Here is a 26,855-nt window from a genome sequence, read left to right as displayed (position 1 = left end):
ACGCACTCATGACCAAGACGATGCGTGGTCTCGTCCCCGCCGCCCTCGCCGGCGCGCTCCTCCTCGGCGGCGCCGCCTCGGCCATGGCCGCCCCGGCTCCGGCCCCCGCCTCGGCCTCCGGTGAGCAGGTGGCGGCCGCCGCGTTCTACTGCGGCTACCACAGCGGCACCAAGTACGCGGACCGCGGTGACCGGGGCAACCACGTGAAGGAGATCCAGTGCCTCCTGCGTGACTACTGGGGTTACGGCATCGGCTCGTCCGGCATCGACGGCGACTTCGGGCCGTCCACCGAGAGCGCGGTCAAGAAGTTCCAGCGTGACCGCGGGCTCGCCGCCGACGGCAAGGTCGGGCCGAACACCTGGCGGGCGCTGCGCGGCTGACGACACGAGCCGGGACCAGCCGGGGCGCTGCCCCGGCCGGTCCCGGCCCTCGACCAGCCCGCCTCGACACGAGGAGACACATGCGACTCTCCCGAAGACACGTCCTCCTGACGGCCTGCTCGGCGACCGCCGCCACGGCGTTCTCGCTGAGCGGCGCCCGGACCTCTGCCGCCGCCACGCCTTCTCCGGCCGGACCCGGCACGCGGGACATGCTCAAGCCCACGGATCCGGACGCCATCATTCCGGTCGTCTCCGACCACTGGTACGCCGAGGGCGTGTCCCGCGAACCGCTCAACGGCTGGGTCCACTGCACGGGCGGGGGCGAGCGCTGATGGCGTCCCGGCTGGTCACCCGTGCGGCATGGGGCGCCAAGGCCCCGAAGAAGGTGTCCCACGACATACGGCCCGGGGACGGCGGTGTGGCCGTCCACCACATCGGCGAATGGCCGCTGGCCCTCGCAAGCCATGCCCAGTGCGCTCCCTTGGTGCGCAGTGTGCAGGACACCCATATGAGCGGGGAGTACGACGACATCGCCTACTCCTTCCTGGCGTGCCCGCACGGCTATGTGTTCGAGGGGCGCGGATACGGCGTCAGGACCGGGGCGAACGGCACCAAGGACGCGAATGACCGCTTTTACGCGGTGTGCGCGCTGACCGGCGGGACGGCCGGCGGCTACGACCCCGTCACCACGGGGCTGGTCGAGGCGGTCCGTACCGCCATCGCCGGCCTGCGTTCCCTCGGCGGCGCCGGGGCCCGCATCGTCGGGCACCGCGATCTCACGGCCACGGAATGCCCCGGGGCCCTCTACGCGTATGTGCGCGACGGGCGGTTCGAGCCGGGAACGGCCCCGGGGCCGGGCGGGGAGGAACCGCCTCCGCCCGGGCAGGAGGTGCCCTGGCCGGGCGTGCTGCTGCAGTACCCGCCCGTCACCGTGCACTGGAGCGCGAGGACGTGGCAGGAACAGATGCGCAAGCGCGGCTGGACCATCGACGTGGACGGCGCGTACGGGGAGCAGTCGCGCCGGGTGTGCCTCGCCTTCCAGCGGGAGAAGGGCCTCACCGTCGACGGCGTCGTCGGCCGCGACACCTGGCAGGCGGCCTGGCGCGCCCCCGTGACCGCCCCCGCGGACGGCGACAGCTCCCACCGGGACGCACCGCCCTGGCCCGGGGTGCTCTTCAGCTACCCGCCGTTCACCCGGCACCCCGGGGTGGCCACGTGGCAGGCCCGCATGCGCGAGAGGGGCTGGTCCCTCGACGCGGACGGGGTGTACGGCAGCCGGTCGCGGGAGGTGTGCCTGGCCTTCCAGCGGGAGAAGCGGCTCACCGCGGACGGCATCGTCGGGCCGGCGACCTGGCAGGCGGCCTGGTCCGCCCCCGTCACCTGACACCGAGTCACCTGACACCGAAAGGAGACCGCCTTGCTCCCCTCGCCCACGCCCCGCGGCCGTGGTCACGCGCGGATCAGCACCTGGATCGGCACGTTCGCCGTCGCGACCCTGGCCGCGCTCACGGTCACGGCCACGCCCGCCCGCGCCTCCACCGCGCCCCCGGCCGCGCCCCGGCCGACGGTCGCCGCCGCGCCGAGCCTGCCGGGCTACTGCGGCCACTACTCCGGCAGCGACATGGCCATCCGGGGAGAGACCGGGAAGAAGGTCCTGGAAATCCAGTGCCTGCTGCGGCAATGCGGCTACGCCGCAGACCTCGACGGCGTGTTCGGGCCGGGCCTGGAAGCGACCGTCAAGCGCTTCCAGCGCGACCACGGCATCACCCCCGACGGGAAAGTCGGCCCGAACACCTGGCGAGAGCTGCGGAAGTGCGGCGACCCGGCCGCCGCCTGATCCGGACCTGTCGTCAGTCGCCGTGCCCGAGCTGGAGGTCCCGTTCGGTGCGCCCGCCGCCCGCCACCTGGAGCACCGTCGCCACGGGCGGGTAGCCGGACGCGATGACCGTGTACGCGCCGGACGACAGGTCCGCGAAGCGGAAGACGCCGTCGGGGCCCGTGGTGAGCGTGTCGACCACGTTGCCCGCGGCGTCGAGCAGCGTCACGCGCGCGTCCTCCACGATGCGGCCGCCGGTGGTCCGTACGGTGCCGCGCAGCATCGCGCCGCCGGCCAGCTCGATGATCTGCCGGGTCTCGCGGGAGGCGTGGACGCTCACCGGCAGGGCGACGGGCCGGAAGTCCGGGGCACTGGCGGCCAGGGTGTACTCCCCCGCCACCAACGCGGCCATCACATAGCCGCCGTCTCGGCCGCTGCGCGTGGCGGCGACGACCTCGCCGCGTACGTCGGTCAGGGTGACGGCGGCGTCCCGTACGGGCGTGCCGTCGGCGGTGACCACGGTTCCGGCGAGGCGCCCGGCGCCGCCGAGGGCGATGTCGAGCTCGACGGGCCGGTCGCCCGCGGTGACGGTGACGCTGACGGCCTGCGGCTGGTGTCCGGGGGCCGCGGCGATCAGCACGTACGCGCCGGGCCCCGGCACGCTGAGCGCGTACCGGCCGTCGTCGCCGCTCGCCCCGCGCCCGATCTGCCGGCCCTGCCCGTCGACGAGCGTGAGGGCGGCGCGCGGCACGCAGCTGCCGTCGTAGTGCTGGACGGCGCCGCAGACGGGCACGCCGGAGCCGTACGGCGAGGACGGCCACCCGGCTCCGTCGGAAGCGGAAGCGGAAGCAGGAGCAGGAGCGGGGGCGAGGTCGGGAGCGGCGGTGCGGGCCGCGGGAACGGAGGCCGTCGACGCGGTGGGGGCGTTCTGGGACACCAGCGGTTTCTCCTTGAGGAAGCAGGCGAACAACAGGCCCAGCACGAGTACGGGCACCAGGACGACGACGAAGAACCGCGGCGGCACACCGCCGTGTCCCTGGACGCCTCCGTCGCCGGCCAGGGTGGAGACGGCGGCGGCGCCCAGGCAGCCGCCGAGCAGCCGTACCTGGAAGTGCGCGGCCGTGGCGGCGCCGAGGTCGGCGCGGGGCGCGGCCTGCTGGACGGCGGCGACGAGCGCGGGCAGCGCCAGGCCGGCGCCGGTGCCGAGCACGGCCTGCCAGACGCTGTGGTCGAGGACCGGAGTGCCGGGTTCGAGGCGGGAGAGCAGCCCCGTGCCGACGGCGGCGACGGCGCAGCCGAACACCGGGTGGATCCGGTGGTGCCCGGTGCGGGCGATGAGCTGTCCGGAGACCAGCGAGCCCAGCACGATGCCGCCCGCGAGCGGGACGAGCGGCGGCAGCGCGCCCCGCGGCCCGAGGAGCGCCGGCAGCCAGGCGGCGGCCGCGTACAGCACGGTGCCGGTCAGCGCGCCCACGAGTCCGCTGACGAGGAGGGGGCGTGCGAGCCCGAGCGGCACGAGCGGTTCGGCGGCGTAGTGCTCGGCGACGAAGGAGAGCAGCAGCGTTCCGGCGGCGCCGCAGGCGAGGCCGAGGATGACGCGGGAGTCCCAGGCGTACCGCGTACCGCCCCAGGTGGCCAGCAGCACCAGGCAGGTGGAGGCGGCGCCCAGCAGCAGCGCGCCGAGGACGTCGAAGCGGCGGCGCTCGTCCGCGTACGACGGCCGGAGCGGCCGGAGCGGCCTCAGCCCGGCGCCGACGACGATCAGCACCAGCAGACCGAGGGGGGCGTTGGCGTAGAAGATCCAGCGCCAGGAGACCCGCACGGCCTCCCCGACCGCCGGCCCGGCCACGGCGGCGGCCCCCAGCGCCGCCCCGAGCACGCCCAGGAAGCGGGCGCGGGCCGGGGCCGGAACGAGGTCGGCGGTGATCGCGTGCGCGCCGGCCAGCAACCCGGCGGCGCCGACGCCCTGCAGGGCGCGGCAGGCGATGAGCTGGTCCATGGTGCGGGACCAGCCGGCCAGCGCGGACCCCGCCACGAAGAGGACGAGGGCCGCCTGGAAGACGCCCTTGCGGCCGCGCAGGTCCCCGAGCCTGCCGTGGACGGGCAGGGTCACGGCGACGGCCAGCACGGGGGCTACGGCCACCCACACCGACCGCGCGCCGCCGCCGAGTTCGTCGACGATGCGCGGCAGGAAGGGGACGACGGCCGTCTGCTGGAGCGCCGCGAGGAGCAGCGCGAGTACGAGCGCGGCGAAGACGAGGCGGACGTGCCGCTGCGCGGGGGCGTCGGCCGGGTGGTCCGGACCGGGTGGCGGCGCGTCCTCGGGAGCGGCCGCCTGCTCGTCATCGGTCAGCGTGATCCCACCCACGAACCTGCTCCCCTCCGTCGCGTCCGCTCCGGCGTCCGCTCGGACGCCTACGCGGCGCCATTCTTCGCATTGCGCGCTCAGCGGGAGCAAGCCGCTCAATTGGGGTGACGGCGGGCGTGGAAGAGGGGGCGGCCCCCGGCCATCAGGGGCTTTGCCGCGCTCCCCGGCGTACGCAACGCCGAGGAGCGGACGGCAAGATCACCCGAATCGGTGACCTCGATCAGCGATCTGCGCCGGAGGCCCTACTTCTCGACCTCGGAGGCCAGCTTGGCGAGCACCTCGTCGTAGATGCGGCCCAGGCCCTTGGGGGCGAAGGTGCGCTCGAAGAAGCCGCCGACGCCGCCGGCGCCGTTCCAGACGGTGGTGACGACGACCCGGGAGCGGCCCTCGCCGGCCGGGGTGACGGTCCAGGTGGTGACCATGGAGGAGTTGCGGTCCTTCTCCACCAGACGTCCGTCGCTGGGCTCGGTCACCTCCAGCAGGCAGTCGCGGACGCGCTTGCTGGTGGCCTGGAGCTTCCAGTGGACGAGGGTGCCCTCGCCGTCGCCGCCCTCGCGCACCTGGTACTCGCTGAAGTGCTGGGGCAGCAGCTTCGCGCGGGTGTCCTTGTAGTCGGCCAGCGCGTCGAACACCGTCTCCGCGTCCGCCGCGATGACCCGCTCCGTCGTGGCCTCGACCTGCGCCATGCCTTGTCCTCCAGCACTCGTTCCATAAGGGGGGACCCAGCCAACCACTTGGACCGGACACGCCCAAATCGAGGGGCTCCACGGGCCCGGCAAGCGACCGGGGCAAGCGATCATGGGAACAGTTGTTCTATTCTCTGGCCCATGCGCTGGGACCATCTGAGCGACCGCTCCGCCGACGCCGTGCTGTTCGGCACGGACGCCGTGACCACCCGTACCTTCGACACCCCCGAGTTCCGGGGCATCACGTTCCACGAGGTGCGGGCCCGTTCGATCGTGAACCGGGTGCCCGGCGCCTCCCGCATGCCGTTCGAATGGACGGTCAACCCGTACCGGGGCTGCACCCACGCCTGCGTGTACTGCTTCGCGCGCAAGACGCACAGCTACCTCGACCTCGACACGGGACTCGGCTTCGACTCGCAGATCGTGGTGAAGATCAACGCCCCCGACCTGCTGCGCCGTCAGCTCGCCGCCCCGAGCTGGCGGGGCGCCCACATCGCGATGGGCACGAACGTCGACTGCTACCAGCGTGCGGAAGGCAGATACCGGCTCATGCCGGGCATCATCGCCGCCCTGCGCGACCGGGCGAACCCGTTCTCGATCCTCACCAAGGGCACCCTGCTCCTGCGCGACCTGGAGCTCATCCTCCAGGCCGCCGAGGTCACCGACGTCTCCATCTCGGTCTCGGTCGGCTTCACCGACCACGAGCTGTGGCGCACCGTCGAGCCGGGCACGCCCGCGCCCGAACGCCGCCTCGACGTCGTACGGACCCTCACGGACCACGGCATCGAGTGCGGGGTGCTGATGGCCCCGGTCATCCCGTTCCTCGGCGACCACCCCGACCAGCTGCGCGCCACCGTCCGCGCGATCGCCGCCGCCGGGGCGGTCTCCGTGACCCCGCTCGCCCTGCACCTGCGGCCCGGCGCACGCGAGTGGTACATGTCCTGGCTGCACCGCCACCACCCGCACCTGGTGGGTCGGTACGCGCGGCTGTACGCGGACGGGGCCTACGCCCCGAAGTGGTACCAGCGCCGGATCACCCGTCAGGTGCACGAGTTCGCCGACGAGTTCGGCATCGGGCCCGGCCGTCGCCGGGGTGAGGTACCCCCTGTCCCGGTCGCGGAGGAGCCCACCCAGCTCACCCTGTTGTGAACGGACTGCTGATCAGATCCTCTGATCGGGTCAAGTCTGACCGGAAGCCGACTTCCGGGCCGGAATGCGGGGACGATCCGCCGAGGGACCGTTCCGTCCGGCTCGGGAGGCCATATGCAGAAACGCGCCGCAGTGCTGATCGCCGCCGGGGCGGTGATGGCGAGCGCCGTCACCGCCGTCCCCTCCACGGCGGAACCCAGAACCCCCGAGCCGAGAGCCGCGGCCCCCAGCTGGAAGGCGTGCGCCACCAAGCAGTACCCCAAGCTCCAGTGCGCCACGGTCCGGGCACCGCTGGACCACGACGACCCGGGCGGCGAGCAGATCACGCTGGCGCTGTCGCGAATCCCGCACACCGCGAAGACCTCGCAGGGCCCGCTGCTCGTCAACCCGGGCGGCCCGGGCGCGAGCGGGCTCACCATGGCCGGGTTCGTCGCGGCGTCGCTGCCCGCCGAGGTCGCCGCGCAGTACGACGTCATCGGCTTCGACCCGCGCGGCGTGGGCGCGAGCAAGCCGGCGCTCGACTGCAAGCCGGGCTACTTCGCACCCGTACGCCCCGACTCCCTGCCCCGCGACTTCGACACCGAGCGCACCAACCTCACCAGGGCCGCGTCCTTCGCGCGGGCGTGCGACGACAAGTACGGCTCCCTGCTGCGCCACATGGGCACGGTCAGCGCGGCGAAGGACCTGGACGTGATCCGGCGGGCCCTCGGCGCGGAGAAGATCAACTACTTCGGTTACTCGTATGGCACGTACCTCGGCGCCGTCTACGCCAAGCTCTTCCCGCAGCGGGTGCGGCGGGCCGTGCTGGACTCCGTCGTCGACCCGCGGGCGGTGTGGTACGACGCCAACCTCGCGCAGGACCTCGCCTTCGACGCCCGCCACAAGGCGTTCCTGGCCTGGGTCGCGCGGCACGACGCGACGTACCGCCTGGGCACCGACCCGGCGAAGGTCGAGGCGCGCTGGTACGCGATGCGCGCCGCGCTGGCGAAGGCCCCGGCGGCGGGGAAGGTGGGCCCGGCCGAGCTGGAGGACACCTACCTGCCGGGCGGCTACTACAACGGCTTCTGGCCGACGCTCGCCGAGGCGTTCTCCGCGTACGCCAACGAGAAGGACACCGCGCCCCTCGTGTCGGCCTTCGAGTCGCTGGCGGCGTCCGACCCCACGGACGACAACGGCTACTCGGTCTACACGGCGGTGCAGTGCCGGGACGCCGCCTGGCCCCGCGACTGGGGCGTGTGGCACCGCGACAACTGGGCCGTCCACGCCAAGGCGCCCTTCTCCACCTGGAACAACGCCTGGTACAACGCGCCGTGCGCCTTCTGGCCCGTCGGGTCGGAGACCCCGCCGGAGGTCGCGAACGACGCGCTGCCCCCGGTACTGCTCTTCCAGGCGACGGAGGACGCCGCCACGCCGTACGGCGGCGGCGTCAGCGTCCGCCGCGCCCTGCGCGGTTCCAGCCTGGTCGTCGAACAGGGCGGCGGCAACCACGCGATCACCCTGGCCGGCAACGCCTGCCTCGACGGTCACTTGGCGCGCTACCTGCAAACCGGCGAGGTCCCCCGCGCCACGGCCCCCGGCACCGGCGCGGCCGCCGACGCGGACGCGGTCTGCGCGGCGACACCGGAGCCGAGCCCCCGCACGGCCCGCGCGGCCGCCCCGCTCCCCCACCCGGCCCACCGCGTCTGACGGGGGCTGGTCGACAAGACACCTTCTACGGCCCCGGCCGCCCCAGGCGCGTGAGCGCCTCCGTGGCGGCCGGGGCCAGGCGTGGGCGGAGGCGGGCCGCTTCGAGGACCGGCCGGGCGCGGGCGTCGCCCAAGGCGCCCAGGCCCTCCGCGCAGGCGACCGCCACCCGCCAGTACGGGTCGGCCGGATCGGCGAGGCGCCGCTCCAGGACCGTGACCAGCGCCGGTACGGACTCGGGTGCCCGCAGCCGGGCCAACAGCCGTACCGGCGTGAGCGCGTAGGCGACGCGCAGCTCGTTGGTGGCGAGGGCGGCGGCGGCCCGCGCCGTCCGCGGGTCGCCCAGCCGCGCCAGCGCGTACGCGGCGGAGACGCAGCGCTCCGGGTCCCGGTGGTTCAGCAGCAGCACCAGCGCCTCGAACGCGCGCCGGTCACCGGCGAGCCCCAGCCGGAACGCCGCGAGCTCGCGCGCCCACAGCGGCTGGCCGCCCCGCGTGAGCACCGCCGCGAGCTCCTCCGGGTCGTCGACGGCGACGAGCCGTTCGTACGCGTCCGACGCGCCCGCCCCCTCCGCCTCGCCCCGCAACCGGTCCACGAGCGAGCGGAACTCCTCATCCACGGCCGTCATGGCCGTCAGCGTAGCGAGCATCACATTGACCGGGGAGTTCCCAGGACTGGCGCGCTCGTTACCCGCCAGTTAATCTCAAGTGAGCGGGACACACCCGCGAACGCACTCACGGCGGCCTGGTGACGCAGCCGCCGCGAGCGCCGTGTCCGTCGGTTCGGCACACCTGGCACCTCTGTACGACGTGGCTCCGGGACAGGGTCCGTCGCTTCTTCACCGCGACCCGCGCGCGACGCGCGGCAGCGCGAACGCACCTCATGTGCACGCGCGCTCACGCCGAGAACGCACGCGCTCCGCGAGGCACCGCACCGCACGCATCGCCGCCGTGCGCGCCCGCGCCCCTCATTCAGTCGTCACTCATCCCTGGAGTCCCGTGATGGACACCCCTCTCTCCACCATCGCCGTCGTCGGTCTGGGCACGATGGGCTCCGGCATCGCCGAGGTTCTCGTCCGGGCGGGCCGTGAGGTCATCGGCATCGACGTCAGCGAGGCCGCCGCCCGCCGTGCCGTCGGCTGCCTGGAGGCCGCCACCGCCCGCTCCGTGGCCCGTGAGCGGATCACCGAGGAGGAGCGGCGCGACATCCTCGCCCGCTTCCGCACCTTCTCCGACCTCCGGGCCGCCGCCGACGCCGACCTCGTGATCGAGGTCGTGCCCGAGTCGTACGAGCTCAAGCAGCAGGTCTTCCGGGAGCTGGACGGCATCGTCCGCCCGGACGCGATCCTTGCCACCGGCACCAACGCCCTGTCGGTCACGCGGCTCGCCGCCGACTCCGCGCACCCCGAGCGCGTGCTGGGCCTGCACTTCTTCAACCCGGCCCCGGCGATGAAGCTGGTCGAGGTGGTGTCCTCGGTGCTGACCGCCCCGCAGGCCGTCGCCGCCGTCACGGACCTCGCCCATCAGCTCGGCAAGGAGCCCGTCGCCGTCGGCGACCGGCCCGGCTTCGTCGCCGACGGCCTCCTCTTCGGCTACCTGAACCAGGCCGCGGCGATGTACGAGTCGCGGTACGCCTCCCGCGAGGACATCGACGCCGCGATGCGGCTGGGCTGCGGCCTGCCGATGGGCCCGCTCGCCCTGCTCGACCTGATCGGCATCGACACCGCCCGTACGGTCCTGGACGCGATGTACGCCGAGTCCGGCGACCGCCTGCACGCCCCCGCGCCGGTCCTCCGGCACCTGAGCGAGGCGGGCCTGACGGGCCGTAAGGCGGGCCGGGGCTTCTACACGTACGAGGAGCCGGGCAGCGGCGTCGTGGTGCGCGACGCGCTCACTCCCTCGGAGACCGCCGCCACCGGCGAGGTCCGCGAGGTCCGCTCCGTCGGCGTCGCGGGCTCCGGCACCATGGCGAGCGGCATCGCGGAGGTCTTCGCGAAGGCCGGGTACGCCGTGGTCCTGGCCGCCCGCTCGCTCGAGAAGGCCGAGACGGCCAAGGGGCGCATCGCGAAGTCGCTCGCGCGCTCCGTCGAGAAGGGCAGGCTGACCGCCGAGGCGGCCGACGAGGCGCTCGCCCGCGTGACCCCCGCCGGCTCCCTGGACGCCTTCGCCGACGTCGACCTCGCCGTGGAGGCGGTGGCCGAGGACCTGGAGGTCAAGCGGCAGCTGTTCGCCACGCTCGACAAGGTCTGCAAGCCGGGCGCGGTGCTCGCCACCACCACCTCCTCCCTGCCCGTGGTCGCCTGCGCACGCGCCACCTCGCGCCCGCAGGACGTGATCGGGATGCACTTCTTCAACCCGGCGCCCGCGATGAAGCTGGTGGAGGTCGTCCGTACGGTCCTGACCGCCGACGACGTCCACGCCACCGTGCGCGAGGTGACCGCGAAGATCCGCAAGCACCCGGTGGACTGCGGCGACCGGGCCGGTTTCATCGTGAACGCGCTGCTCTTCCCGTACCTGAACAACGCGATCAAGATGGTCGAGAACCACTACGCCTCGCTCGACGACATCGACGCCGCGATGCGGCTGGGCGGCGGCTACCCGATGGGGCCCTTCGAGCTGCTGGACGTGGTGGGCCTGGACGTCTCGCTCGCCATCGAGCGGGTGCTGCACCGCGAGTTCCGCGACCCCGGCCTGGCGCCGGCCCCCCTCCTGGAGCACCTGGTGGCGGCCGGCTGCCTGGGCCGGAAGACGGGGCGCGGTTTCCGCGAATATGCCCGGCGCTGAGCCGTACGGGGAGTGGGGCGGGCTGCTCGGCGGGGCGGCCGAGCGGTCGGGCAGCCCGGCCCCACAGGCGCGGTCTCCTGCACCGATGCAGTACGTTCAGGTCATGTCCCAGCCCGCTGATGCCGCCCGCCGACCCCCTCGTGCCGCCTCCTCGTCCGACGCCCCGGAGAGTGCCGCGGGCAGCCGCGCCGCCGCGCAGCGGCTCAAGATGCGCCGCGAGCTCGCGGCCGCGGCCATGGAACTGTTCGCGACCAAGGGGTACGAGGCGACGACGGTCGACGAGATCGCCGCCGCGGCGGGAGTCGCCCGCCGGACCTTCTTCCGCCACTTCCGTTCCAAGGAAGAGGCGATCTTCCCCGACCACGACGACACCCTGGTGCGCGCCGAGGCGGTGCTGAACGCCGCCCCGCCGCACGAGCACCCGCTGGACACGGTCTGCCGGGGCATCAAGGAAGTCATGAAGATGTACGCGGCGTCCCCCTCGGTCTCGGTCGCGCGCTACCGCCTCACCCGCGAGGTGCCCACCCTGCGGGAGCGCGAGATCGCCTCGGTGGCCCGTTACGAACGGCTGTTCACGCGTTATCTGCTGGGCCACTTCGACGAACGCGACCACCACGACGGCAACGACGACCCGCTGCTGGCGGAGGTGGCCGCGTCGGCGGTGGTCACGGCGCACAACCACGTGCTGCGCCGCTGGCTGCGGGCCGGCGGCCAGGGCGACGTGGAGGCCCAGCTGGACCACGCCTTCGCGATCGTGCGGGAGACCTTCGGCACCGGCATAGGCGCCGGCCGCTCGGGCGCCGGGAGCACCCCGGCCCCGGCACCGGCCGCGACGGCGAGCACCACCGGCGACGTGCTGGTGACGGTGGCCCGCACGGACGCGCCGCTGGAGGAGATCATGCGCAGCATCGAGCGCACCCTGAAGGAACACGGCTAGCCGCTCCCCTTCCCCACGCCCGCCGGGCTCGACGTCACCGTCGAGCCCGGCGGGCGTTTGGCGTGCCGAAACCGCCTGGAGAACCGCCTTCCGATCGATCATCGCTCATCTGTGACCGGCAGATGACATCTGAGAGAAATTGTTGGCACTCAGTGTCTTGCGGCCTGGCACGCGGTGTCATACGTTGATGTTGTCCGGGCGGCCGGCGTGCAGAGAACTCCTCGCACGCCGGCTGTCCCCGCACAACATCGTTGTCGCGCGCCCGGACGCCTGCGTCACAGGCACTCTTCGCGCACCACCCAGCGCTGCCAAGCCGAGCACCACCCGCCGAACCGACGGCACACACCCCCCAGCAGCAGCACTTCCCCGACGTTCAACCCAGCGTCTCCCCTCAAGACGCTTCTTCGCCGGAGGCAACACCGTGAAGGAAATCCTGGACGCGATCCAGTCGCCGGACACCACGTCCGCCGACTTCGCCGCACTGCCGCTCCCCGAGTCGTACCGCGCGGTGACCGTGCACAAGGACGAGACCGAGATGTTCGCCGGTCTCACCACGCGCGAGAAGGACCCGCGCAAGTCGCTGCACCTCGACGACGTGCCGCTGCCCGAACTGGGCCCGGGCGAGGCCCTGGTGGCCGTCATGGCGTCCTCGGTCAACTACAACTCCGTGTGGACGTCGATCTTCGAGCCGGTCTCGACCTTCGCCTTCCTGGAGCGGTACGGAAAGGTCTCGCCGCTCGCCAAGCGGCACGACCTGCCGTACCACATCATCGGCTCCGACCTGGCGGGCGTCGTCCTGCGCACCGGCCCCGGCGTCAACGCCTGGAAGCCGGGCGACGAGGTGGTCGCGCACTGCCTGAGCGTGGAGCTGGAGAGCCCCGACGGCCACTCCGACACGATGATGGACCCCGAGCAGCGCATCTGGGGCTTCGAGACCAACTTCGGCGGCCTGGCGGAGATCGCGCTGGTCAAGTCCAACCAGCTGATGCCCAAGCCCGACCACCTCAGCTGGGAGGAGGCGGCGGCACCGGGCCTGGTCAACTCGACCGCGTACCGCCAGCTGGTCTCCCGCAACGGCGCCGGCATGAAGCAGGGCGACAACGTGCTCATCTGGGGCGCCAGCGGCGGCCTCGGCTCGTACGCCACCCAGTTCGCCCTGGCCGGCGGCGCCAACCCCATCTGCGTCGTCTCCAGCGACCAGAAGGCCGACATCTGCCGCTCCATGGGCGCCGAGGCGATCATCGACCGCAACGCCGAAGGCTACAAGTTCTGGAAGGACGAGCACACCCAGGACCCCAAGGAGTGGAAGCGCTTCGGCAAGCGCATCCGCGAGCTCACCGGCGGCGAGGACATCGACATCGTCTTCGAACACCCCGGCCGGGAGACCTTCGGCGCCAGCGTCTACGTCACCCGCAAGGGCGGCACCATCACCACCTGCGCCTCCACCTCCGGCTACATGCACGAGTACGACAACCGCTACCTGTGGATGTCGCTGAAGCGGATCGTCGGCTCCCACTTCGCCAACTACCGCGAGGCGTGGGAGGCCAACCGCCTGATCGCCAAGGGCAAGATCCACCCCACCCTGTCGAAGGTGTACTCCCTGGAGGACACCGGCCAGGCCGCGTACGACGTCCACCGCAACCTCCACCAGGGCAAGGTCGGCGTGCTGTGCCTCTCGCCCGAGGAGGGCCTGGGCGTGAAGAACCAGGAGATGCGGGACCAGCACATCGACGCCATCAACCGCTTCCGTAACGTCTGAGGTCTGAGGTTTCCTAGATGACAGAGCGTCAGAAGGACCGGCCGTGGCTCATGCGGACGTACGCCGGTCACTCCACGGCGGAGGCGTCGAACGAGCTGTACCGGCGCAACCTCGCCAAGGGCCAGACCGGCCTCTCGGTCGCGTTCGACCTGCCGACGCAGACCGGGTACGACCCCGACCACATCCTCGCCCGCGGCGAGGTGGGCCGGGTCGGGGTCCCGGTCTCGCACCTCGGTGACATGCGCCGGCTGTTCCAGGACATCCCGCTGGAGCGCATGAACACGTCCATGACCATCAACGCCACCGCCATGTGGCTGCTGGCGCTCTATCAGGTGGTCGCCGAGGAGCAGGGCGCGGACATCACCAGGCTCCAGGGGACGACGCAGAACGACATCGTCAAGGAGTACCTGTCGCGCGGGACGCACGTCTTCCCGCCGGGTCCGTCCCTGCGCCTGACCACCGACATGATCACCTACACGGTGAACCACATCCCGAAGTGGAACCCGATCAACATCTGCAGCTACCACCTGCAGGAGGCGGGCGCCACTCCGGTCCAGGAGATCTCGTACGCCATGTCCACGGCGATCGCCGTCCTCGACGCGGTGTTCGCCTCCGGGCAGGTGCCCGAGGAGCGGAAGGGCGACGTCGTCGCGCGGATCTCCTTCTTCGTGAACGCGGGCGTCCGCTTCATCGAGGAGATGTGCAAGATGCGCGCCTTCGGCCGCATCTGGGACACGATCACGCGCGAGCGGTACGGCATCGAGGACCCCAAGCAGCGCCGCTTCCGCTACGGCGTGCAGGTCAACTCGCTCGGGCTGACCGAGGCGCAGCCGGAGAACAACGTCCAGCGCATCGTCCTGGAGATGCTGGCCGTGACGCTGTCGAAGGACGCCCGCGCCCGTGCCGTGCAGCTCCCAGCGTGGAACGAGGCCCTGGGCCTGCCCCGCCCCTGGGACCAGCAGTGGTCCCTGCGCATCCAGCAGGTGCTGGCGCACGAGAGCGACCTGCTGGAGTACGACGACATCTTCGCCGGCTCGCACGTCATCGAGGCCAAGGTGGACGCCCTGGTCACCGAGTGCCTCGCGGAGATCGAGCGGATCCAGGAGATGGGCGGCGCGATGGCCGCCGTCGAGTCGGGCTACCTCAAGTCGCAGCTGGTCTCCTCCCACGCCGAGCGGCGGGCCCGGATCGAGGCCGGCGAGGAGAAGATCGTCGGCGTGAACATCTTCGAGACGACCGAGCCCAACCCGCTCACCGCCGACCTGGACACCGCGATCATGACGGTGGACCCGGCCAACGAGGCGCGCGTGGTCGCGAAGCTGCACGAGTGGCGCGACAACCGCGACGAGGGCCGGGCCCAGGAGGCCCTGGCCCGGCTGAAGGCGACGGCGGCCGGGGACGAGAACCTGTTCCCCGCGACCCTGGAGTGCGCCCGCGCGGGCGTCACCACCGGGGAGTGGGCCTGGGCGCTGCGGGACGTCTTCGGCGAGTTCCGGGCGCCGACGGGTGTGTCGTCCGCGCCGGTGGCGGTCGCCGCCGAGGAGGGCACCCCGCTCGCCGCCGTACGCGAGAAGGTGACGCGGACGGCGTCCGAGCTGGGCGCGGGGCGGCTGCGGCTGCTGGTCGGCAAGCCGGGCCTGGACGGGCACTCCAACGGCGCCGAGCAGATCGCGGTGCGTGCGCGGGACGCCGGCTTCGAGGTGGTCTACCAAGGCATCCGGCTGACGCCCGAGCAGATCGTGGACGCCGCCCTGGCGGAGGACGTGCACTGCGTGGGACTGTCCATCCTGTCCGGCTCGCACGCCGAGCTGGTCCCCGACGTACTGGCCCGGCTGCGTGAGGCCGGCGCGTCGGACATCCCGGTGATCGTCGGCGGGATCATCCCGAACGCCGACGCCGCCGAACTGAAGCGGGCGGGGGTGGCCGCCGTCTTCACCCCGAAGGACTTCGGTATCACCGAGATCATCGGCCGTATCGTCGACGAGATCCGGAAAGCGAACAAGCTCAACCCCGTAGAAAGCTCGGAGGTCCCCGCATGACGACCGTCAACCGTCTCCGCCCGCGCCGCTCGTGCCTGGCGGTCCCCGGTTCCAACCCGCGGTTCCTGGAGAAGGCCCAGGGCCTCCCCGCCGACCAGGTCTTCCTGGACCTGGAGGACGCGTGCGCGCCGCTCGCCAAGCCGGAGGCGCGGCACACCATCGTCAAGTTCCTCAACGAGGGCGACTGGACGGGCAAGACCCGGGTCGTGCGGGTCAACGACTGGACCACCGAGTGGACGTACCGCGACGTGGTCACGGTCGTCGAGGGCGCGGGCCCGAACCTCGACTGCATCATGCTGCCGAAGGTGCAGACCGCCGAGCAGGTCGTGGCGCTGGACCTCCTCCTCACCCAGATCGAGAAGACGATGGGCTTCGAGGTCGGCCGGATCGGCATCGAGGCGCAGATCGAGAACGCCCAGGGCCTCAACAACGTCAACGCGATCGCGCAGGCCTCGCCGCGCATCGAGACGATCATCTTCGGCCCGGCGGACTTCATGGCCTCCATCAACATGAAGTCGCTGGTCGTCGGCGAACAGCCGCCCGGCTACCCGGCGGACGCGTACCACTACATCCTGATGAAGATCCTGATGGCGGCCCGCGCCAACGATCTGCAGGCGATCGACGGCCCGTACCTTCAGATCAAGAACGTGGACGGCTTCCGCGCGGTCGCCGGCCGCGCCGCCGCGCTCGGCTTCGACGGCAAGTGGGTGCTCCACCCGGGTCAGGTCGACGCGGCGAACGAGGTGTTCTCGCCCTCCCAGGAGGACTTCGACCACGCCGAGCTGATCCTGGACGCGTACGAGTACTACACGTCCGAGGCGGGCGGCAAGAAGGGCTCCGCGATGCTCGGCGACGAGATGATCGACGAGGCCAGCCGCAAGATGGCGCTCGTCATCTCCGGCAAGGGCCGCGCCGCCGGCATGACCCGTACGTCGAAGTTCGAAGCCCCGGAGGCGTGAGCACCATGCAGTTCGGCCGTACGTACGAAGAGTTCGAAGTCGGTGCCGTCTACAAGCACTGGCCCGGGAAGACGGTCACCGAGTACGACGACCACCTCTTCTGCCTGCTGACGATGAACCACCACCCCCTCCACATGGACACGAACTATGCGGAGAAGACGACGGATTTCGGGAAGAACGTCGTCGTCGGCAACTACATCTACTCGCTCCTGCTGGGCATGTCCGTGCCGGACGTCTCCGGCAAGGCGATCGCCAACCTGGAGATCGAGTCGCTGCGCCACGTGGCGCCGACCTTCCACGGCGACACCATCTACGGCGAGACCACCGTCCTCGACAAGACGCCGTCGAAGTCGAAGAGCGACCGCGGGATCGTGTACGTCGAGACCAAGGGCTACAAGCAGGACGGCACGTTGGTCTGCGTCTTCCGCCGCAAGGTGATGGTGCCGACGGAGCAGTACATCAAGGAGCGCGGCGGCGAGCAGCCCGGCCGCCCGGAACCGAAGGTGCAGGAGAAGTAGCCATGGCCCGACTCGCCCAGACCCACGGTCTGACCGATGTCCAGCAGGAGATCCTCTCCACGGTCCGTGACTTCGTCGACAAGGAGATCATCCCGGTCGCCACGGAGCTGGAGCACCGCGACGAGTACCCGCAGGCGATCGTCGACGGTCTGAAGGAGCTGGGTGTCTTCGGCCTGATGATCCCGGAGGAGTACGGGGGGCTGGGCGAGTCCCTGCTCACGTACGCGCTGTGCGTGGAGGAGATAGCGCGCGGCTGGATGTCCGTCTCGGGCATCATCAACACCCACTTCATCGTCGCGTACATGCTCAAGCAGCACGGCACGCAGGAGCAGAAGGACACCTTCCTGCCCCGGATGGCGGCCGGCGAGGTGCGGGGCGCCTTCTCGATGTCGGAGCCGGGGCTCGGCTCCGATGTGTCGGCGATCACGTCGAAGGCGGTCAAGGACGGCGACGAGTACGTCCTGAACGGCCAGAAGATGTGGCTCACGAACGGCGGAACGTCAACGCTTGTGGCCGTCCTCGTCCGAAGTGATGAAGGACACCCCGAGGGCACCGCCCCCCACAAGTCGATGACGACCTTCCTCGTGGAGAAGGAGCCCGGCTTCGGAGAGGTCCGGCCCGGCCTGACCATCCCGGGGAAGATCGACAAGATGGGCTACAAGGGGGTCGACACCACCGAGCTCATCATGGACGGACTGCGCATTCCGGCCAATCGTGTGCTCGGCGGGGTCACCGGCCGAGGGTTTTACCAAATGATGGACGGCGTCGAGGTGGGGCGCGTGAACGTGGCGGCGCGTGGCTGTGGCGTCGCTCAGCGTGCCTTCGAGCTGGGTGTCTCGTATGCCCAGCAACGTCACACTTTCGGGAAGCCGATCGCTCAGCACCAGGCGATCCAGTTCAAGCTGGCCGAAATGGCTACCAAGGTCGAGGCCGCTCATGCCATGATGGTGAACGCAGCTCGCAAAAAGGACTCCGGGGAGCGAAACGACCTGGAAGCAGGGATGGCGAAGTACCTCGCCTCCGAGTACTGCAAAGAGGTCGTGGAGGATGCCTTCCGTATCCATGGTGGCTACGGGTTCTCGAAGGAGTACGAGATCGAGCGTCTCTACCGAGAGGCTCCGATGCTGCTCATCGGTGAAGGTACCGCCGAAATCCAGAAAATGATCATTGGGCGTCGGCTGCTCGAGGAGTACCGGTTCCAGGGGTGATTGTCGCTTTTCGGTCGGTTCGGCCGCGAAGAAGATCACACCCTGTCATCTTCTTCCGGCCGCCGACTCGGCTTCTGGCTTGCCCAGTTGCGGCCCGCAACCGATAGCATCGCCGAAAAGCCGCCGTCCCCCGCATCCGCGCGGCATCATCCGCTACGAAGGTCATCCATGCCCCACAGCCAAACCTCTGCACCTCGCGACAGCCGATTTGGCGTGCGTATCGCTCGCGGAGCATCGCCGTGGCTTCTGCCGACCGTCGCCACCGCAGCACTCAGTCTTGCCCGCGCGCGCCGTTCCAAGCGTGCCGCGGCCATCGCCGTGCCCACCACCGCGCTCGCGGCGGGCATGCTGTGGTTCTTCCGCGACCCCGAGCGCGAGATCGCGCAGGGCAGGGTCATCTCGCCCGCCGACGGGGTGGTGCAGAGCATCATGCCGTGGAAGGACGGGCGCACCCGGGTCGCCATCTTCATGAGCCCGCTGAACGTCCACGTGAACCGCGCCCCGCTGGCGGGCACGGTGACGTCGGTGGAGCACATCCCCGGCGGCTTCGTGCCGGCGTTCAACAAGGAGAGCGAGAACAACGAGCGCGTTGTCTGGCACTTCGACACCGAGCTCGGTGACATCGAGATGGTGCAGATCGCGGGTGCGGTCGCGCGCCGCATCGTGCCGTACGTCCCGCAGGGGACCAAGGTCGAGCAGGGCGAGCGCATCGGTCTGATCCGCTTCGGATCGCGCGTTGACATCTACCTTCCGGAAGGTGTCGACGTCGCAGTCGAGGTCGGTCAGACCACGACCGCGGGGGTGACTCGAATTGACCGTGATTGATCCCGACACACGGGCCGACTGGGTGGCCGACGCCGAGGCGGACATCGTGGAGGAAGCCGAGGAGATGCCGCTGTCGCTGCGTCTCTCAATAGCGGACACCCTCACGCTGGGCAACGCCACGTGCGGCTTCATGGCGGTGTACTTCACCACCACCGGCATCCTGATCCCGCACCTCACCGGGAGCCAGGAGACCGGCATGGCGCGGCACAGCGCCGCGACGGCCGTGATCCTGATGCTCCTCGCGGCGATCTTCGATCTCTTCGACGGGCTGGTGGCGCGCAAGCTGCGCAGCTCGCCGATGGGCGCGGAGCTGGACAACCTGTCGGACCTGATCAGCTTCGGGCTCGCCCCGGCGTACTTCGTACTCGTGTACGGGATGGTCGCGGACGACGCCCACCAGAAGGTCTCGGCGGTGGCCGCGATCGTGGTGCTGCTGGCGGTGGTGCTGAGGCTCGCCAGATTCAGCTGCGTGACCATGAAGGACGGCATGTTCCAGGGCATGCCGTCTCCGTTCGGCGCGCTGACGGTCGTGTCGATCGTGCTGCTGGAGCTGCCGTTCATCCCGACGCTGCTGGCGATCATCGGCACGGCGTGGCTGATGGTCAGCCGGGTCGAGTACCCCAAGCCGCGGGGCATCCTCGCGGTGGCGATGCTCAGCTGGATCGTCGGGGCGATGGGTCTGCTGGCGGCGTGGGCGTTCGACGCGCCGGGCGGCCAGCTGCTGCTCCAGACCGGCTGCGCGCTGCAGGTCGTGCTGGGCGCGGTGATCCCCCTCTTCGCGACGGCCCGGCGGGTGAACACCTTCCGCGACAACCGGCGCGTGAGCCGGGAGGCGCGGGCGGCGCAGCTGCCGTAGTCCCCGTCGTACGGATGTGAGAAGGGCCCGGGTGCTTTCCCCAAGCACCCGGGCCCTTCCGCTGTGCTCAGGGCCGGTCCAGGACCTTGTAGTAGTACGTCGTCGGGTGCGGGACGCCGTCCGGGGTGAGGGCGTAGCCGGGGATGGAGCCGGCCCGGGTCCAGCCCGCCTTCCGGTAGAGGCTCTCGGCGCCGCTGCCCGTCTCGGTGTCCAGCACCAGCAGGGTGCGGCCCTCGGCGGCGGCCGCGCGCTCGGCCGTCTCCAGCAGGCGGCGGCCCAGCCCCCGGCCCCGGGCCGCGCGGTGCACCAGGAGCTTGGCGATGTCGGCGCGGTGCGGCTGGTTGGGCAGGCCCGCCCGGACGAGGCTGATCGTGCCGGAGACCGCGCCGTCGGGTCCGTACGACGCCCAGACGGTCCGTACGCCCCGCTCGGTCTCCTCGGCGGCGCCGCGCCACCAGGAGGCCGCCTCCGCGGCGCTCAGCGGGGCGAGGAAGCCGACGGAGGCGCCGCCGTCGACGGCGTCGACCAGGAGCGCGGCGAGCCCCTCGGCCGCGTCGGCGTGGATCCGCCGCGCGGTGAGGGGCTCGATGCGGTGCTGCGGGTCGGGGTGATCACTCATGGGGCGAGCTTCACACGCCCGGGTTTCGGCGCGGTGACGGGGCCTCCCTTCCGGTCAGCCGCCCGGGGTGAAGCCCTGCGCGGCCTCGGCGGCCTGCGGCTGCCGGACCACCCTGGCCCCGCCGGGGACGGTCTTGTCGGGCTGGAGGATGGCGCTCTGCCGGGACGACGGCGCCTTGGGGTCGGAGAAGTCGTGCGTCATGCCGAAGCCCGGGTCGTGGGCCTTCAGGGTCAGCAGGGCCTTGCCGACGCCCTCGCGGGTCAGGTCCTTGGCCGCGCACGCCTTCTTCAGGGCCTCGCCGAAGACCTGGGCGGCGGACCAGCCCGCGACGACGCCGTTGTCGAGGGAGTCCTTCGGGTAGGCGGCGCGGTAGTCCGCCGCCAGCTTGCGGGCGGCCGGGGCGTCGGCGCCGATGGGCAGGCTGGGTGTGGCGACGTAGTACGCCTTCTCCAGCGCCGGCCCGGCCTGGGTGCCCAGGAGCTGCGGGGAGAAGGCGGAGTTGTTGCCGATGACCGGAACGGCGAGCTTCACGGCCGCGGCGACGCCCACGAAGGAGGCGGCCTGGCGGGGGCCCGTGCTGAGGAGGACCGCCTTGACCCCGGCCTGCTTGAGCGCCGCGACCTGCGCCGACATGTCGTTGTCGGTCGGCTTGACCTTCTGCTCGACCACCGTCAACCCGGCCTGCCCGGCCATGTGCTGCGAGCCCGCGAGGGCGTTCTCGCCGTAGTCGCCCTCGAAGTAGACGTGGCCGAGCTTGTCGCCCTTCCGCAGGCCCTTCTCCTTCATCAGGAAGTCGACGGCGTTGATCGTCTCGATGTCGTACGTGGTGCCGATCACCCGGATGTGCGGGCTGCCGAGCAGCTCGGCCGACCAGGCCTGCGGCAGGACGAGCGCCTTGTCGCCGTCGATCCGCTGCTTGACGGCGGCCACGAACGGCGAGCCGATGAACTGCGGGAAGCCCAGCACCTTCGGCTCCAGCTCGGTGTACCCGGCGAGGGCCTTCTGCGGGTCGTAGCCGTGGTCGCGGACGGTGAGTTCCACGGTGCGGCCGCAGACGCCGCCCGCGGCGTTGAGCTGCTCGACGTACAGCTGCTGGGCCTGGGTGATGCTCTTGCCGAGGGTGGCGTACACACCGGTCATGTCGGTGAGCGCGCCGAGCCGGATCGTCTTCGCGTCGACGCCCTCGCCGGTCTTCACGCCGTCGGCGCCGGCCGCGCCCTGCGTGCCGGTCTTCGCCTTGGAGCTGCATCCTCCGACCCCGGCGGTCAGGGCGACGAGCGCGGTGAGGGCGGCGGCGAGCCGCCGGTGTCTGAGCATGGTCATCGTTCCTCCGCTGGAGTACCTGAGGGTCGTACGGGACGCCGGGCGGCGAGGCCGGCCAGGCCGCCGGGCAGGAAGAGCACCACCGCGACGACGGCGGCGCCGTACAGGTAGCGCGCGGCCTCGCCCGGGGCGACGCCGCCCGTGCCGGGGGCGGAGACCAGGGGCAGGGCGTCGCTGTAGCGGTTCAGCAGCTGCGGCAGCAGGGAGACGAAGACGCCGCCGGCCACCGCGCCCGCCACCGAGCCGAGCCCGCCGATGACGATCATGGCGAGGTACTCCAGCGAGAGCAGCATGCCGAAGTACTCGGGCACGGTCCGCTGGAAGACCAGCGCCAGCAGCACCCCGGCGAGCCCGGCGTACATGGACGACAGCACGAACGCCGCCGCGCGGTAGCGGGCGACCGGGATGCCCAGCACCCCGGCCGCGATGCGGTGGTCCCGGATGGCGTTGAGCGCCCGCCCGGGCCTGCCGCGCAGCACGCCGCGCGCGAAGAGGGCGGAGGCCGCGAGCAGCACCAGTCCCAGGTACCAGAGCTTCTCGGCGGCGCCGAACGGGACCGCCGCGACGAGGAGCTCGGTGTCGTCGAAGGTGACGCCGAGGAGGCTGAGCGGCGGGACGGCGCGGCCGTTGAAGCCGCCGGTCAGGTCGTGGGCGTTGAACAGCACGTGCTGGCCGATGAAGATCAGCGCGAGGGTGGCGATGCCGAGGTACGGGCCGCGCAGCCGCCCCGCGATCGGGCTGAACAGCCCGCCGGCCGCGCCCGCCAGCGCCACCGCGCCGACGGCGGCGAGCCAGCCGGGCAGGCCGAGTCCGGCGAGCCCGTCGGTGCCGTCCCCGGCGAGGGCGCAGTAGCCGTACGCGCCGACGGCGAGGAAGAAGGCGTGCCCCATGGACAGCTGCCCGGTGGCGCCGGTGAGGAGGTTGATGCCGACGGCGCCGATCGCGGCGGCCATGGCGAAGAGGCCGGCCTGCAGCCAGAAGCGGTCGAGGTAGAAGGGCAGGGCGAGGAGGAGGGCCGTGGCGAGTACCCACGCGTACGTACGCGGACGGGTGAGCCCCTGGGAGCTTCTTTTCGAGAGGGTGTCAGACACGGGCGAGCTCCTTCGTGCCGAAGAGCCCCGCGGGGCGGATCAGCAGGACCGCGACCATGACGAGGTAGGGCGCCAGGTCGCCGATGCCGCGGCCGAGGAAGGCCAGGTCGCTCTGGTAGCCGGTGGCGAGGGACTCGGTGACGCCGACGAGCAGCCCGCCGACGAGCGCGCCGGTGGTGGAGTCGAGGCCGCCGAGGATGGCGGCGGGGAAGGCCTTGAGCGCGGCGAGGGAGGTGGAGCGCTCCAGTCCGGGTGTGGGGAAGACGGTGAGGAAGAGGGCCGCGACGGCGGCGAGGCCCCCGGCCACCGCCCACGCGCCGAGCGAGACCCGCCCGAGGCGTACGCCCATCAGCGCGGCCGTGGACGGGGACTCGGCGGCGGCGCGCATGGCGACGCCCCAGGAGGTGAACCGGAAGGCGAGCAGGAACGCCGTGATGAGCAGCGCGGCGGCGACGAACGCGGCGATCCGCGTCTGGGCGAGGGTGACCGGGCCGAGGCTCACCACCGCGTCGCCCCACGGGTCGCCGAGGGCGAGCACCTCCGTACCGATGCGGCGGGTGAGCTCGGTGGTGAGGAGGATGTCCACGCCGATGGTGACGATGGCGAGGACGCTGTGGTCGGCGCCCCGGTGGCGGCGCATCACCAGGAACTCGACGGCGGCGCCGACGAGCGCGGCGCCCGCGATCCCGGCGGCGAGGGCGGGCCAGAAGCCGAGACGCTCGTGGAGGACGGCGGTGACGTACCCGCCCGCGAGGAGCAGGGAGGCGTGGGCGAAGTTGACGACCTCGGTGGCGCGGAAGATGACGACGAAGCCGAGCGCGATGAGGGCGTAGACGGACCCGAGGGAGAGCCCGTTGAGCAGGAGTTCGGTGAAGGTGGTCACTCGGCGGTGTCCTCTCCGAGGTAGGCGCGGACGACGGCCGGGTCGTTCTGCACGTCGACGGGGGCGCCGTCGGCGATGCGGCGGCCGAAGTCGAGGACGGTGACGGTGTCGGCGAGGCGCATCACCACGCCCATGTCGTGTTCGACGAGGACGATGGAGATGCCGAGGCTGTCGCGGACGCCCGCGATGACGGCGGCGGTGCGGCGGCGTTCGTCGGCGGTCATGCCGGCGACCGGCTCGTCGAGCAGCAGGAGCCTGGGCTCCATGCACAGCGCGCGGGCCAGTTCGGCGAGCTTCTGCTGCCCGTACGGGAGGGAGGCGGCCGGCTGGTCGAGCCGGTCGGCGAGTCCCACGAAGTCGGCGATCTCGCGGACGCGGGCGCGGTGGCGGGCCTCCTCGCGGGTGGCGGACGGCAGCCGGAGTCCGGTGGCGAGGAACCCGGCGCGGGTGAGGCGGTGGCGGCCGAGCATCAGCGCGTCGGCGACGGTGGCGCGGGGCGGCAGGGCCAGGTTCTGGAAGATGCGGGCGACGCCGAGAGCGGCGATGCGGTGCGGGGGCAGGCCGGTGAGCTCGTGGCCGTCGAAGCGGACGCTGCCGGAGGTGGCGCGGTAGACGCCGGAGAGCACGTTGAAGGTGGTGGACTTGCCGGCGCCGTTGGGGCCGATGACGGCGTGGACGGTGCCGGGGCGCACGGTGAAGCCGACGCCGTCGAGGGCGGTGAGGCCGGCGAACCGTACGGTGAGGTCGCGGACTTCGAGGGTGGTCACGCCCCCTCCCAGGGGGCCAGCCGCCGGGCGTGGGCGGGTGACGGGCCGTCGGCCGCCCGCTCGTCCACGACGCCGAGGTAGCGGCGGCGTATCTCGTCGGATGCGGCGAGTTCGGCGGCGGGTCCCGCGGCCGTGACCTCGCCGACTTCGAGGACGTACGCGTGGGTCGCGAGGCGCAGGGCGAGGGCGGCGTTCTGCTCGACGAGGAGGACGGAGGTGCCCTGGGCGTGGATCTCGCGGACGGTGTCGGCGATCCGGGCGGCCATCAGGGGCGCGAGGCCGAGGGACGGCTCGTCGAGGAGGAGCAGGCGCGGGGAGGCCATGAGGGCGCGGGCGACGGCAAGCATCTGCTGTTCGCCGCCGGAGAGAAGGCCGGCGCGCTGGCGGGCGCGTGCGGCGAGGACGGGGAAGAGGGCGTGGACGCGGCGCAGGGCTTCCGCCTTCGTGCCTCTGCTCGCGGCGAGGGCGCCCGCGCGCAGGTTGTCCTCGACGGTCATGCGGGTGAAGACCTGGCGGCCCTCGGGTACGTGGCACAGCCCGGCGGCGACGACCCGGTCGGGCGGCAGGCCGTGCAGGGGGCGGCCGGCGAAGGCGACGGTGCCGGCGGTGGCGGCGCCGCCGTGGAAGGCCAGCGTGCGCGACAGGGCGCGCAGCAGGGTGGACTTGCCTGCGCCGTTGCCGCCGAGGACGGCGACGACGGTGCCTTCCGGTACGTCCAGCGAGACGTCGCGCAGGGCCCGCACCTTGCCGTACCCGGCTGTCAGACCCCGCACCCGCAGGGCGGCAGCACTCATGGAACCCCCTCGATGCTTGTTCGGTGGCGCTCACCCCAGCACCGGGGCGGGTCCCCCGTCCACGTGGGCCGTCCGAATCGCTGCCGGTGCCCAGCGGGCGCGGCGGCGGGTTGTGCACGCGCACAACACCACGTGTCAGGGGCATGCCGAATGGGGTGCGGAGGTGGCATCCTCCGGCCATGGGAGCCCGTGGACCACGTACCGGAGACGACTGGAAGCTGCTCGGCCAGGCGTGCAAGGAGCTGCTGGAGCGGCTGCCGGAGCTGGTGGACCGGCACCTGCGGGAGCTGCACGCGCACTCCCCCGTGTACGAGCGGATCATCGGCTACGACCAGCACTGGCAGGAGGCGCGCGACGCGATGCGCATCGGCATCGAGATGATCTCGGCGCCGCGGGCCGCGCCCCGCCGCGACCTGGAGCACGCGGAGTGGCTGGGGCGGCGGCGCGCCGAGCAGGGGCTGCCGCTGGAGCTGGTGGTGCACGCCTACCGGCTCGCCGGGCACCTGGTGTGGGACGCGCTGCTGGAGGACGCGGGCGCGGACGCGGGGCGGCTCGCCGCGCTGATGCAGGCCGCGACGATGGTGTGGTCGGCGGTGGACGCGCAGACCGACACCGCGTCGGAGGCGTACCGCGTCACGGAGCGGGAGCTGCGGCGCCGTACCGACGAACAGCTCCAGGCGCTGCTCGACGCCCTGCTGGACGGCGGCCGGTCGCCGGAGGTCTCGGCGCGGGCCGCGGCGGGCCTGGACCTGCCCGAGCGGGGGCGCTACGCCGTGGTGGTGCTGCGCACCGAGCGGCGGGACGTGGCGCACCGGCGGCTGGCGGGGCCGGGGCTGCGGTTCGTCTGGCGGATGCGGACGGACTGCGAGATCGGCGTGGTGTCGCTGGCCGACGACACGGGGCTCGACGCCCTGGTGGAGCTGATGGAGGGCCGCTGCCCGGGCCCCGGTGGCGTCAGCCCGGTGGTGTCGGGCCTGACGGAGCTGGGCAGGGCGCGGCGCCTGGCGGAACTGGCGCTGCGCACCTGCCCGCCCGACGCCCCGTCCATCGTCCGGCTGGACCGGCGGATGGCCGGGGCGCTGGTGGTCAGCCAGCCGGAGCTGGCGTCCCTGCTGGTCTCCGAGGTCCTGGGCGCCCTGCTGGAGCTGGACCCGGCGGACCGGGCGGTGCTGTTGGAGACCCTCGACGTGTGGCTCGACTGCGAGGGCTCGGCGGGGCGGGCGGCGAGCCGCCTGTACTGCCACCGGAACACGGTCTTCAACCGGCTGCGCCGCCTGGAGCAGCTCACCTCGCGGTCGCTGTCGCGGCCGAGGGACCTGACGGAGATGACGCTGGCGCTGGACGCGTTCCGCCTGACGGCGGGGTGAGTACGCCATGTGAGTACGCGTACTCACCCCGCGGACGGGCAGGTT

25 protein-coding genes are annotated in these 26,855 nt (G+C 72.1%); 16 read left to right on the top strand and 9 right to left on the bottom strand.

Translation table 11 applies throughout. The annotated features are described in order from the left end of the window. The first annotated feature begins 8 nt into the window (after positions 1 to 8). The 4 genes from AC07FJ_RS05125 to AC07FJ_RS05110 all read left to right on the top strand — a co-directional run bounded on the left by AC07FJ_RS05125 (position 9) and on the right by AC07FJ_RS05110 (position 2,217). Complete coding sequence (locus AC07FJ_RS05125) at positions 9 to 380, top strand: peptidoglycan-binding domain-containing protein (protein ID WP_479045406.1); 372 nt, start codon at positions 9 to 11, stop codon at positions 378 to 380. A gap of 80 nt (positions 381 to 460) precedes the next feature. Next, entirely contained in the window at positions 461 to 712 is a 252-nt protein-coding gene (locus AC07FJ_RS05120) for a hypothetical protein (protein WP_479045404.1), read from the top strand. Continuing rightward, positions 712 to 1,764 (top strand): peptidoglycan recognition protein family protein, encoded by a 1,053-nt coding sequence (locus AC07FJ_RS05115; RefSeq protein ID WP_479045402.1) that lies wholly within the window; start codon positions 712 to 714, stop codon positions 1,762 to 1,764. Before AC07FJ_RS05120 ends, AC07FJ_RS05115 begins: the two co-directional genes overlap by 1 nt. Before the next feature lie 33 nt (positions 1,765 to 1,797). Further along, positions 1,798 to 2,217, top strand: coding sequence for a peptidoglycan-binding domain-containing protein (locus AC07FJ_RS05110; protein ID WP_479045400.1), 420 nt, complete (start codon positions 1,798 to 1,800; stop codon positions 2,215 to 2,217). 13 nt (positions 2,218 to 2,230) lie between these two features. Here AC07FJ_RS05110 and AC07FJ_RS05105 read toward each other — a convergent pair whose 3' ends face one another. Both AC07FJ_RS05105 and AC07FJ_RS05100 read right to left on the bottom strand, forming a co-directional pair. Continuing rightward, on the bottom strand, positions 2,231 to 4,564 hold the full coding sequence (locus AC07FJ_RS05105; protein ID WP_479045398.1) for an MFS transporter: 2,334 nt from the start codon (positions 4,562 to 4,564) through the stop codon (positions 2,231 to 2,233). A 242-nt stretch (positions 4,565 to 4,806) separates the two neighbouring features. Continuing rightward, entirely contained in the window at positions 4,807 to 5,250 is a 444-nt protein-coding gene (locus AC07FJ_RS05100; RefSeq protein ID WP_361415829.1) for an SRPBCC family protein, read from the bottom strand. Between the two features lie 141 nt (positions 5,251 to 5,391). Here AC07FJ_RS05100 and AC07FJ_RS05095 point away from each other — a divergent pair, with 141 nt between their 5' ends. Continuing rightward, a complete protein-coding gene (locus tag AC07FJ_RS05095; protein WP_479045396.1) occupies positions 5,392 to 6,399 on the top strand; it encodes an Rv2578c family radical SAM protein in 1,008 nt (335 codons plus the stop codon). 114 nt (positions 6,400 to 6,513) lie between these two features. After that, complete coding sequence (locus tag AC07FJ_RS05090; RefSeq protein WP_479045394.1) at positions 6,514 to 8,085, top strand: alpha/beta hydrolase; 1,572 nt, start codon at positions 6,514 to 6,516, stop codon at positions 8,083 to 8,085. 25 nt (positions 8,086 to 8,110) lie between these two features. On the opposite strand, the gene AC07FJ_RS05085 is transcribed toward AC07FJ_RS05090, so the two are convergent. Beyond that, on the bottom strand, positions 8,111 to 8,701 hold the full coding sequence (locus AC07FJ_RS05085; RefSeq protein ID WP_479046885.1) for an adenylosuccinate lyase: 591 nt from the start codon (positions 8,699 to 8,701) through the stop codon (positions 8,111 to 8,113). Positions 8,702 to 9,083: 382 nt separating this feature from the next. On the opposite strand from AC07FJ_RS05085, the gene AC07FJ_RS05080 reads away from it, so the two are divergent. The 9 genes from AC07FJ_RS05080 (at position 9,084) to pssA (ending at position 19,966) form a co-directional block, all read left to right on the top strand. Next, positions 9,084 to 10,865: a 3-hydroxyacyl-CoA dehydrogenase family protein gene (locus AC07FJ_RS05080; RefSeq protein ID WP_479045392.1), complete on the top strand. Its 1,782-nt coding sequence runs from the start codon at positions 9,084 to 9,086 to the stop codon at positions 10,863 to 10,865. 103 nt (positions 10,866 to 10,968) lie between these two features. Beyond that, positions 10,969 to 11,802: a TetR family transcriptional regulator gene (locus AC07FJ_RS05075; RefSeq protein ID WP_479045390.1), complete on the top strand. Its 834-nt coding sequence runs from the start codon at positions 10,969 to 10,971 to the stop codon at positions 11,800 to 11,802. Positions 11,803 to 12,223: 421 nt separating this feature from the next. Next, the gene (ccrA, locus tag AC07FJ_RS05070; RefSeq protein WP_479045388.1) at positions 12,224 to 13,561 is read left to right on the top strand and encodes a crotonyl-CoA carboxylase/reductase; all 1,338 of its coding nucleotides are present in this window, start codon (positions 12,224 to 12,226) and stop codon (positions 13,559 to 13,561) included. Between the two features lie 17 nt (positions 13,562 to 13,578). Continuing rightward, positions 13,579 to 15,600, top strand: a complete 2,022-nt coding sequence (locus AC07FJ_RS05065; protein ID WP_479045385.1) for a protein meaA — start codon at positions 13,579 to 13,581, stop codon at positions 15,598 to 15,600. Continuing rightward, positions 15,597 to 16,559, top strand: coding sequence for an HpcH/HpaI aldolase/citrate lyase family protein (locus AC07FJ_RS05060; RefSeq protein WP_356645562.1), 963 nt, complete (start codon positions 15,597 to 15,599; stop codon positions 16,557 to 16,559). The genes AC07FJ_RS05065 and AC07FJ_RS05060 overlap by 4 nt, the downstream gene beginning before the upstream one ends. Before the next feature lie 5 nt (positions 16,560 to 16,564). Then, positions 16,565 to 17,077: a MaoC family dehydratase gene (locus AC07FJ_RS05055; RefSeq protein ID WP_361416820.1), complete on the top strand. Its 513-nt coding sequence runs from the start codon at positions 16,565 to 16,567 to the stop codon at positions 17,075 to 17,077. Positions 17,078 to 17,079: 2 nt separating this feature from the next. Next, positions 17,080 to 18,285 carry an acyl-CoA dehydrogenase family protein gene (locus AC07FJ_RS05050; protein WP_355363236.1) on the top strand — a complete coding sequence of 402 codons (1,206 nt, stop codon included), beginning with the start codon at positions 17,080 to 17,082 and terminating at the stop codon, positions 18,283 to 18,285. Between the two features lie 168 nt (positions 18,286 to 18,453). Continuing rightward, the gene (locus tag AC07FJ_RS05045; protein WP_355363238.1) at positions 18,454 to 19,110 is read left to right on the top strand and encodes a phosphatidylserine decarboxylase; all 657 of its coding nucleotides are present in this window, start codon (positions 18,454 to 18,456) and stop codon (positions 19,108 to 19,110) included. Continuing rightward, positions 19,103 to 19,966, top strand: a complete 864-nt coding sequence (pssA, locus tag AC07FJ_RS05040; protein ID WP_355363306.1) for a CDP-diacylglycerol--serine O-phosphatidyltransferase — start codon at positions 19,103 to 19,105, stop codon at positions 19,964 to 19,966. Before AC07FJ_RS05045 ends, pssA begins: the two co-directional genes overlap by 8 nt. Positions 19,967 to 20,033: 67 nt before the next feature. On the opposite strand, the gene AC07FJ_RS05035 is transcribed toward pssA, so the two are convergent. From AC07FJ_RS05035 to AC07FJ_RS05010, 6 genes are read right to left on the bottom strand one after another with little or no spacing between them, the layout of a single operon-like run. After that, entirely contained in the window at positions 20,034 to 20,585 is a 552-nt protein-coding gene (locus tag AC07FJ_RS05035; RefSeq protein WP_479045382.1) for a GNAT family N-acetyltransferase, read from the bottom strand. A gap of 54 nt (positions 20,586 to 20,639) precedes the next feature. After that, a complete protein-coding gene (locus AC07FJ_RS05030) occupies positions 20,640 to 21,902 on the bottom strand; it encodes an ABC transporter substrate-binding protein (protein WP_479046882.1) in 1,263 nt (420 codons plus the stop codon). Positions 21,903 to 21,904: 2 nt separating this feature from the next. Beyond that, entirely contained in the window at positions 21,905 to 22,999 is a 1,095-nt protein-coding gene (locus tag AC07FJ_RS05025; protein WP_479045380.1) for a branched-chain amino acid ABC transporter permease, read from the bottom strand. Then, positions 22,992 to 23,882 carry a branched-chain amino acid ABC transporter permease gene (locus AC07FJ_RS05020; protein WP_479045378.1) on the bottom strand — a complete coding sequence of 297 codons (891 nt, stop codon included), beginning with the start codon at positions 23,880 to 23,882 and terminating at the stop codon, positions 22,992 to 22,994. The genes AC07FJ_RS05025 and AC07FJ_RS05020 overlap by 8 nt, the downstream gene beginning before the upstream one ends. Next, positions 23,879 to 24,649: an ABC transporter ATP-binding protein gene (locus AC07FJ_RS05015; RefSeq protein WP_479045376.1), complete on the bottom strand. Its 771-nt coding sequence runs from the start codon at positions 24,647 to 24,649 to the stop codon at positions 23,879 to 23,881. Before AC07FJ_RS05015 ends, AC07FJ_RS05020 begins: the two co-directional genes overlap by 4 nt. Further along, positions 24,646 to 25,443, bottom strand: coding sequence for an ABC transporter ATP-binding protein (locus AC07FJ_RS05010; RefSeq protein WP_479045374.1), 798 nt, complete (start codon positions 25,441 to 25,443; stop codon positions 24,646 to 24,648). Before AC07FJ_RS05010 ends, AC07FJ_RS05015 begins: the two co-directional genes overlap by 4 nt. Positions 25,444 to 25,622: 179 nt before the next feature. Here AC07FJ_RS05010 and AC07FJ_RS05005 point away from each other — a divergent pair, with 179 nt between their 5' ends. Beyond that, complete coding sequence (locus AC07FJ_RS05005) at positions 25,623 to 26,810, top strand: RsbRD N-terminal domain-containing protein (RefSeq protein ID WP_479045371.1); 1,188 nt, start codon at positions 25,623 to 25,625, stop codon at positions 26,808 to 26,810. The last annotated feature ends 45 nt before the right edge of the window (positions 26,811 to 26,855 follow it).

Source organism: Streptomyces sp. NPDC045998 (assembly GCF_056430285.1).
Note: the sequence above shows the minus strand (reverse complement) of the source record. Positions and strands in the feature narration are given on the sequence as shown.

Excerpts from the sequence above, each read along its gene's own strand:
- AC07FJ_RS05125 (WP_479045406.1), top strand. The coding sequence starts at position 9 with ATGACCAAGACGATGCGTGGTCTCGTCCCCGCCGCCCTCGCCGGCGCG.
- AC07FJ_RS05120 (WP_479045404.1), top strand. The coding sequence starts at position 461 with ATGCGACTCTCCCGAAGACACGTCCTCCTGACGGCCTGCTCGGCGACC.
- AC07FJ_RS05115 (WP_479045402.1), top strand. The coding sequence starts at position 712 with ATGGCGTCCCGGCTGGTCACCCGTGCGGCATGGGGCGCCAAGGCCCCG.
- AC07FJ_RS05100 (WP_361415829.1), bottom strand. The coding sequence starts at position 5,250 with ATGGCGCAGGTCGAGGCCACGACGGAGCGGGTCATCGCGGCGGACGCG.
- AC07FJ_RS05095 (WP_479045396.1), top strand. The coding sequence starts at position 5,392 with ATGCGCTGGGACCATCTGAGCGACCGCTCCGCCGACGCCGTGCTGTTC.
- AC07FJ_RS05090 (WP_479045394.1), top strand. The coding sequence starts at position 6,514 with ATGCAGAAACGCGCCGCAGTGCTGATCGCCGCCGGGGCGGTGATGGCG.
- AC07FJ_RS05080 (WP_479045392.1), top strand. The coding sequence starts at position 9,084 with ATGGACACCCCTCTCTCCACCATCGCCGTCGTCGGTCTGGGCACGATG.
- AC07FJ_RS05075 (WP_479045390.1), top strand. The coding sequence starts at position 10,969 with ATGTCCCAGCCCGCTGATGCCGCCCGCCGACCCCCTCGTGCCGCCTCC.
- AC07FJ_RS05065 (WP_479045385.1), top strand. The coding sequence starts at position 13,579 with ATGACAGAGCGTCAGAAGGACCGGCCGTGGCTCATGCGGACGTACGCC.
- AC07FJ_RS05060 (WP_356645562.1), top strand. The coding sequence starts at position 15,597 with ATGACGACCGTCAACCGTCTCCGCCCGCGCCGCTCGTGCCTGGCGGTC.
- AC07FJ_RS05055 (WP_361416820.1), top strand. The coding sequence starts at position 16,565 with ATGCAGTTCGGCCGTACGTACGAAGAGTTCGAAGTCGGTGCCGTCTAC.
- AC07FJ_RS05050 (WP_355363236.1), top strand. The coding sequence starts at position 17,080 with ATGGCCCGACTCGCCCAGACCCACGGTCTGACCGATGTCCAGCAGGAG.
- AC07FJ_RS05045 (WP_355363238.1), top strand. The coding sequence starts at position 18,454 with ATGCCCCACAGCCAAACCTCTGCACCTCGCGACAGCCGATTTGGCGTG.
- AC07FJ_RS05035 (WP_479045382.1), bottom strand. The coding sequence starts at position 20,585 with ATGAGTGATCACCCCGACCCGCAGCACCGCATCGAGCCCCTCACCGCG.
- AC07FJ_RS05030 (WP_479046882.1), bottom strand. The coding sequence starts at position 21,902 with ATGCTCAGACACCGGCGGCTCGCCGCCGCCCTCACCGCGCTCGTCGCC.
- AC07FJ_RS05010 (WP_479045374.1), bottom strand. The coding sequence starts at position 25,443 with ATGAGTGCTGCCGCCCTGCGGGTGCGGGGTCTGACAGCCGGGTACGGC.
- AC07FJ_RS05005 (WP_479045371.1), top strand. The coding sequence starts at position 25,623 with ATGGGAGCCCGTGGACCACGTACCGGAGACGACTGGAAGCTGCTCGGC.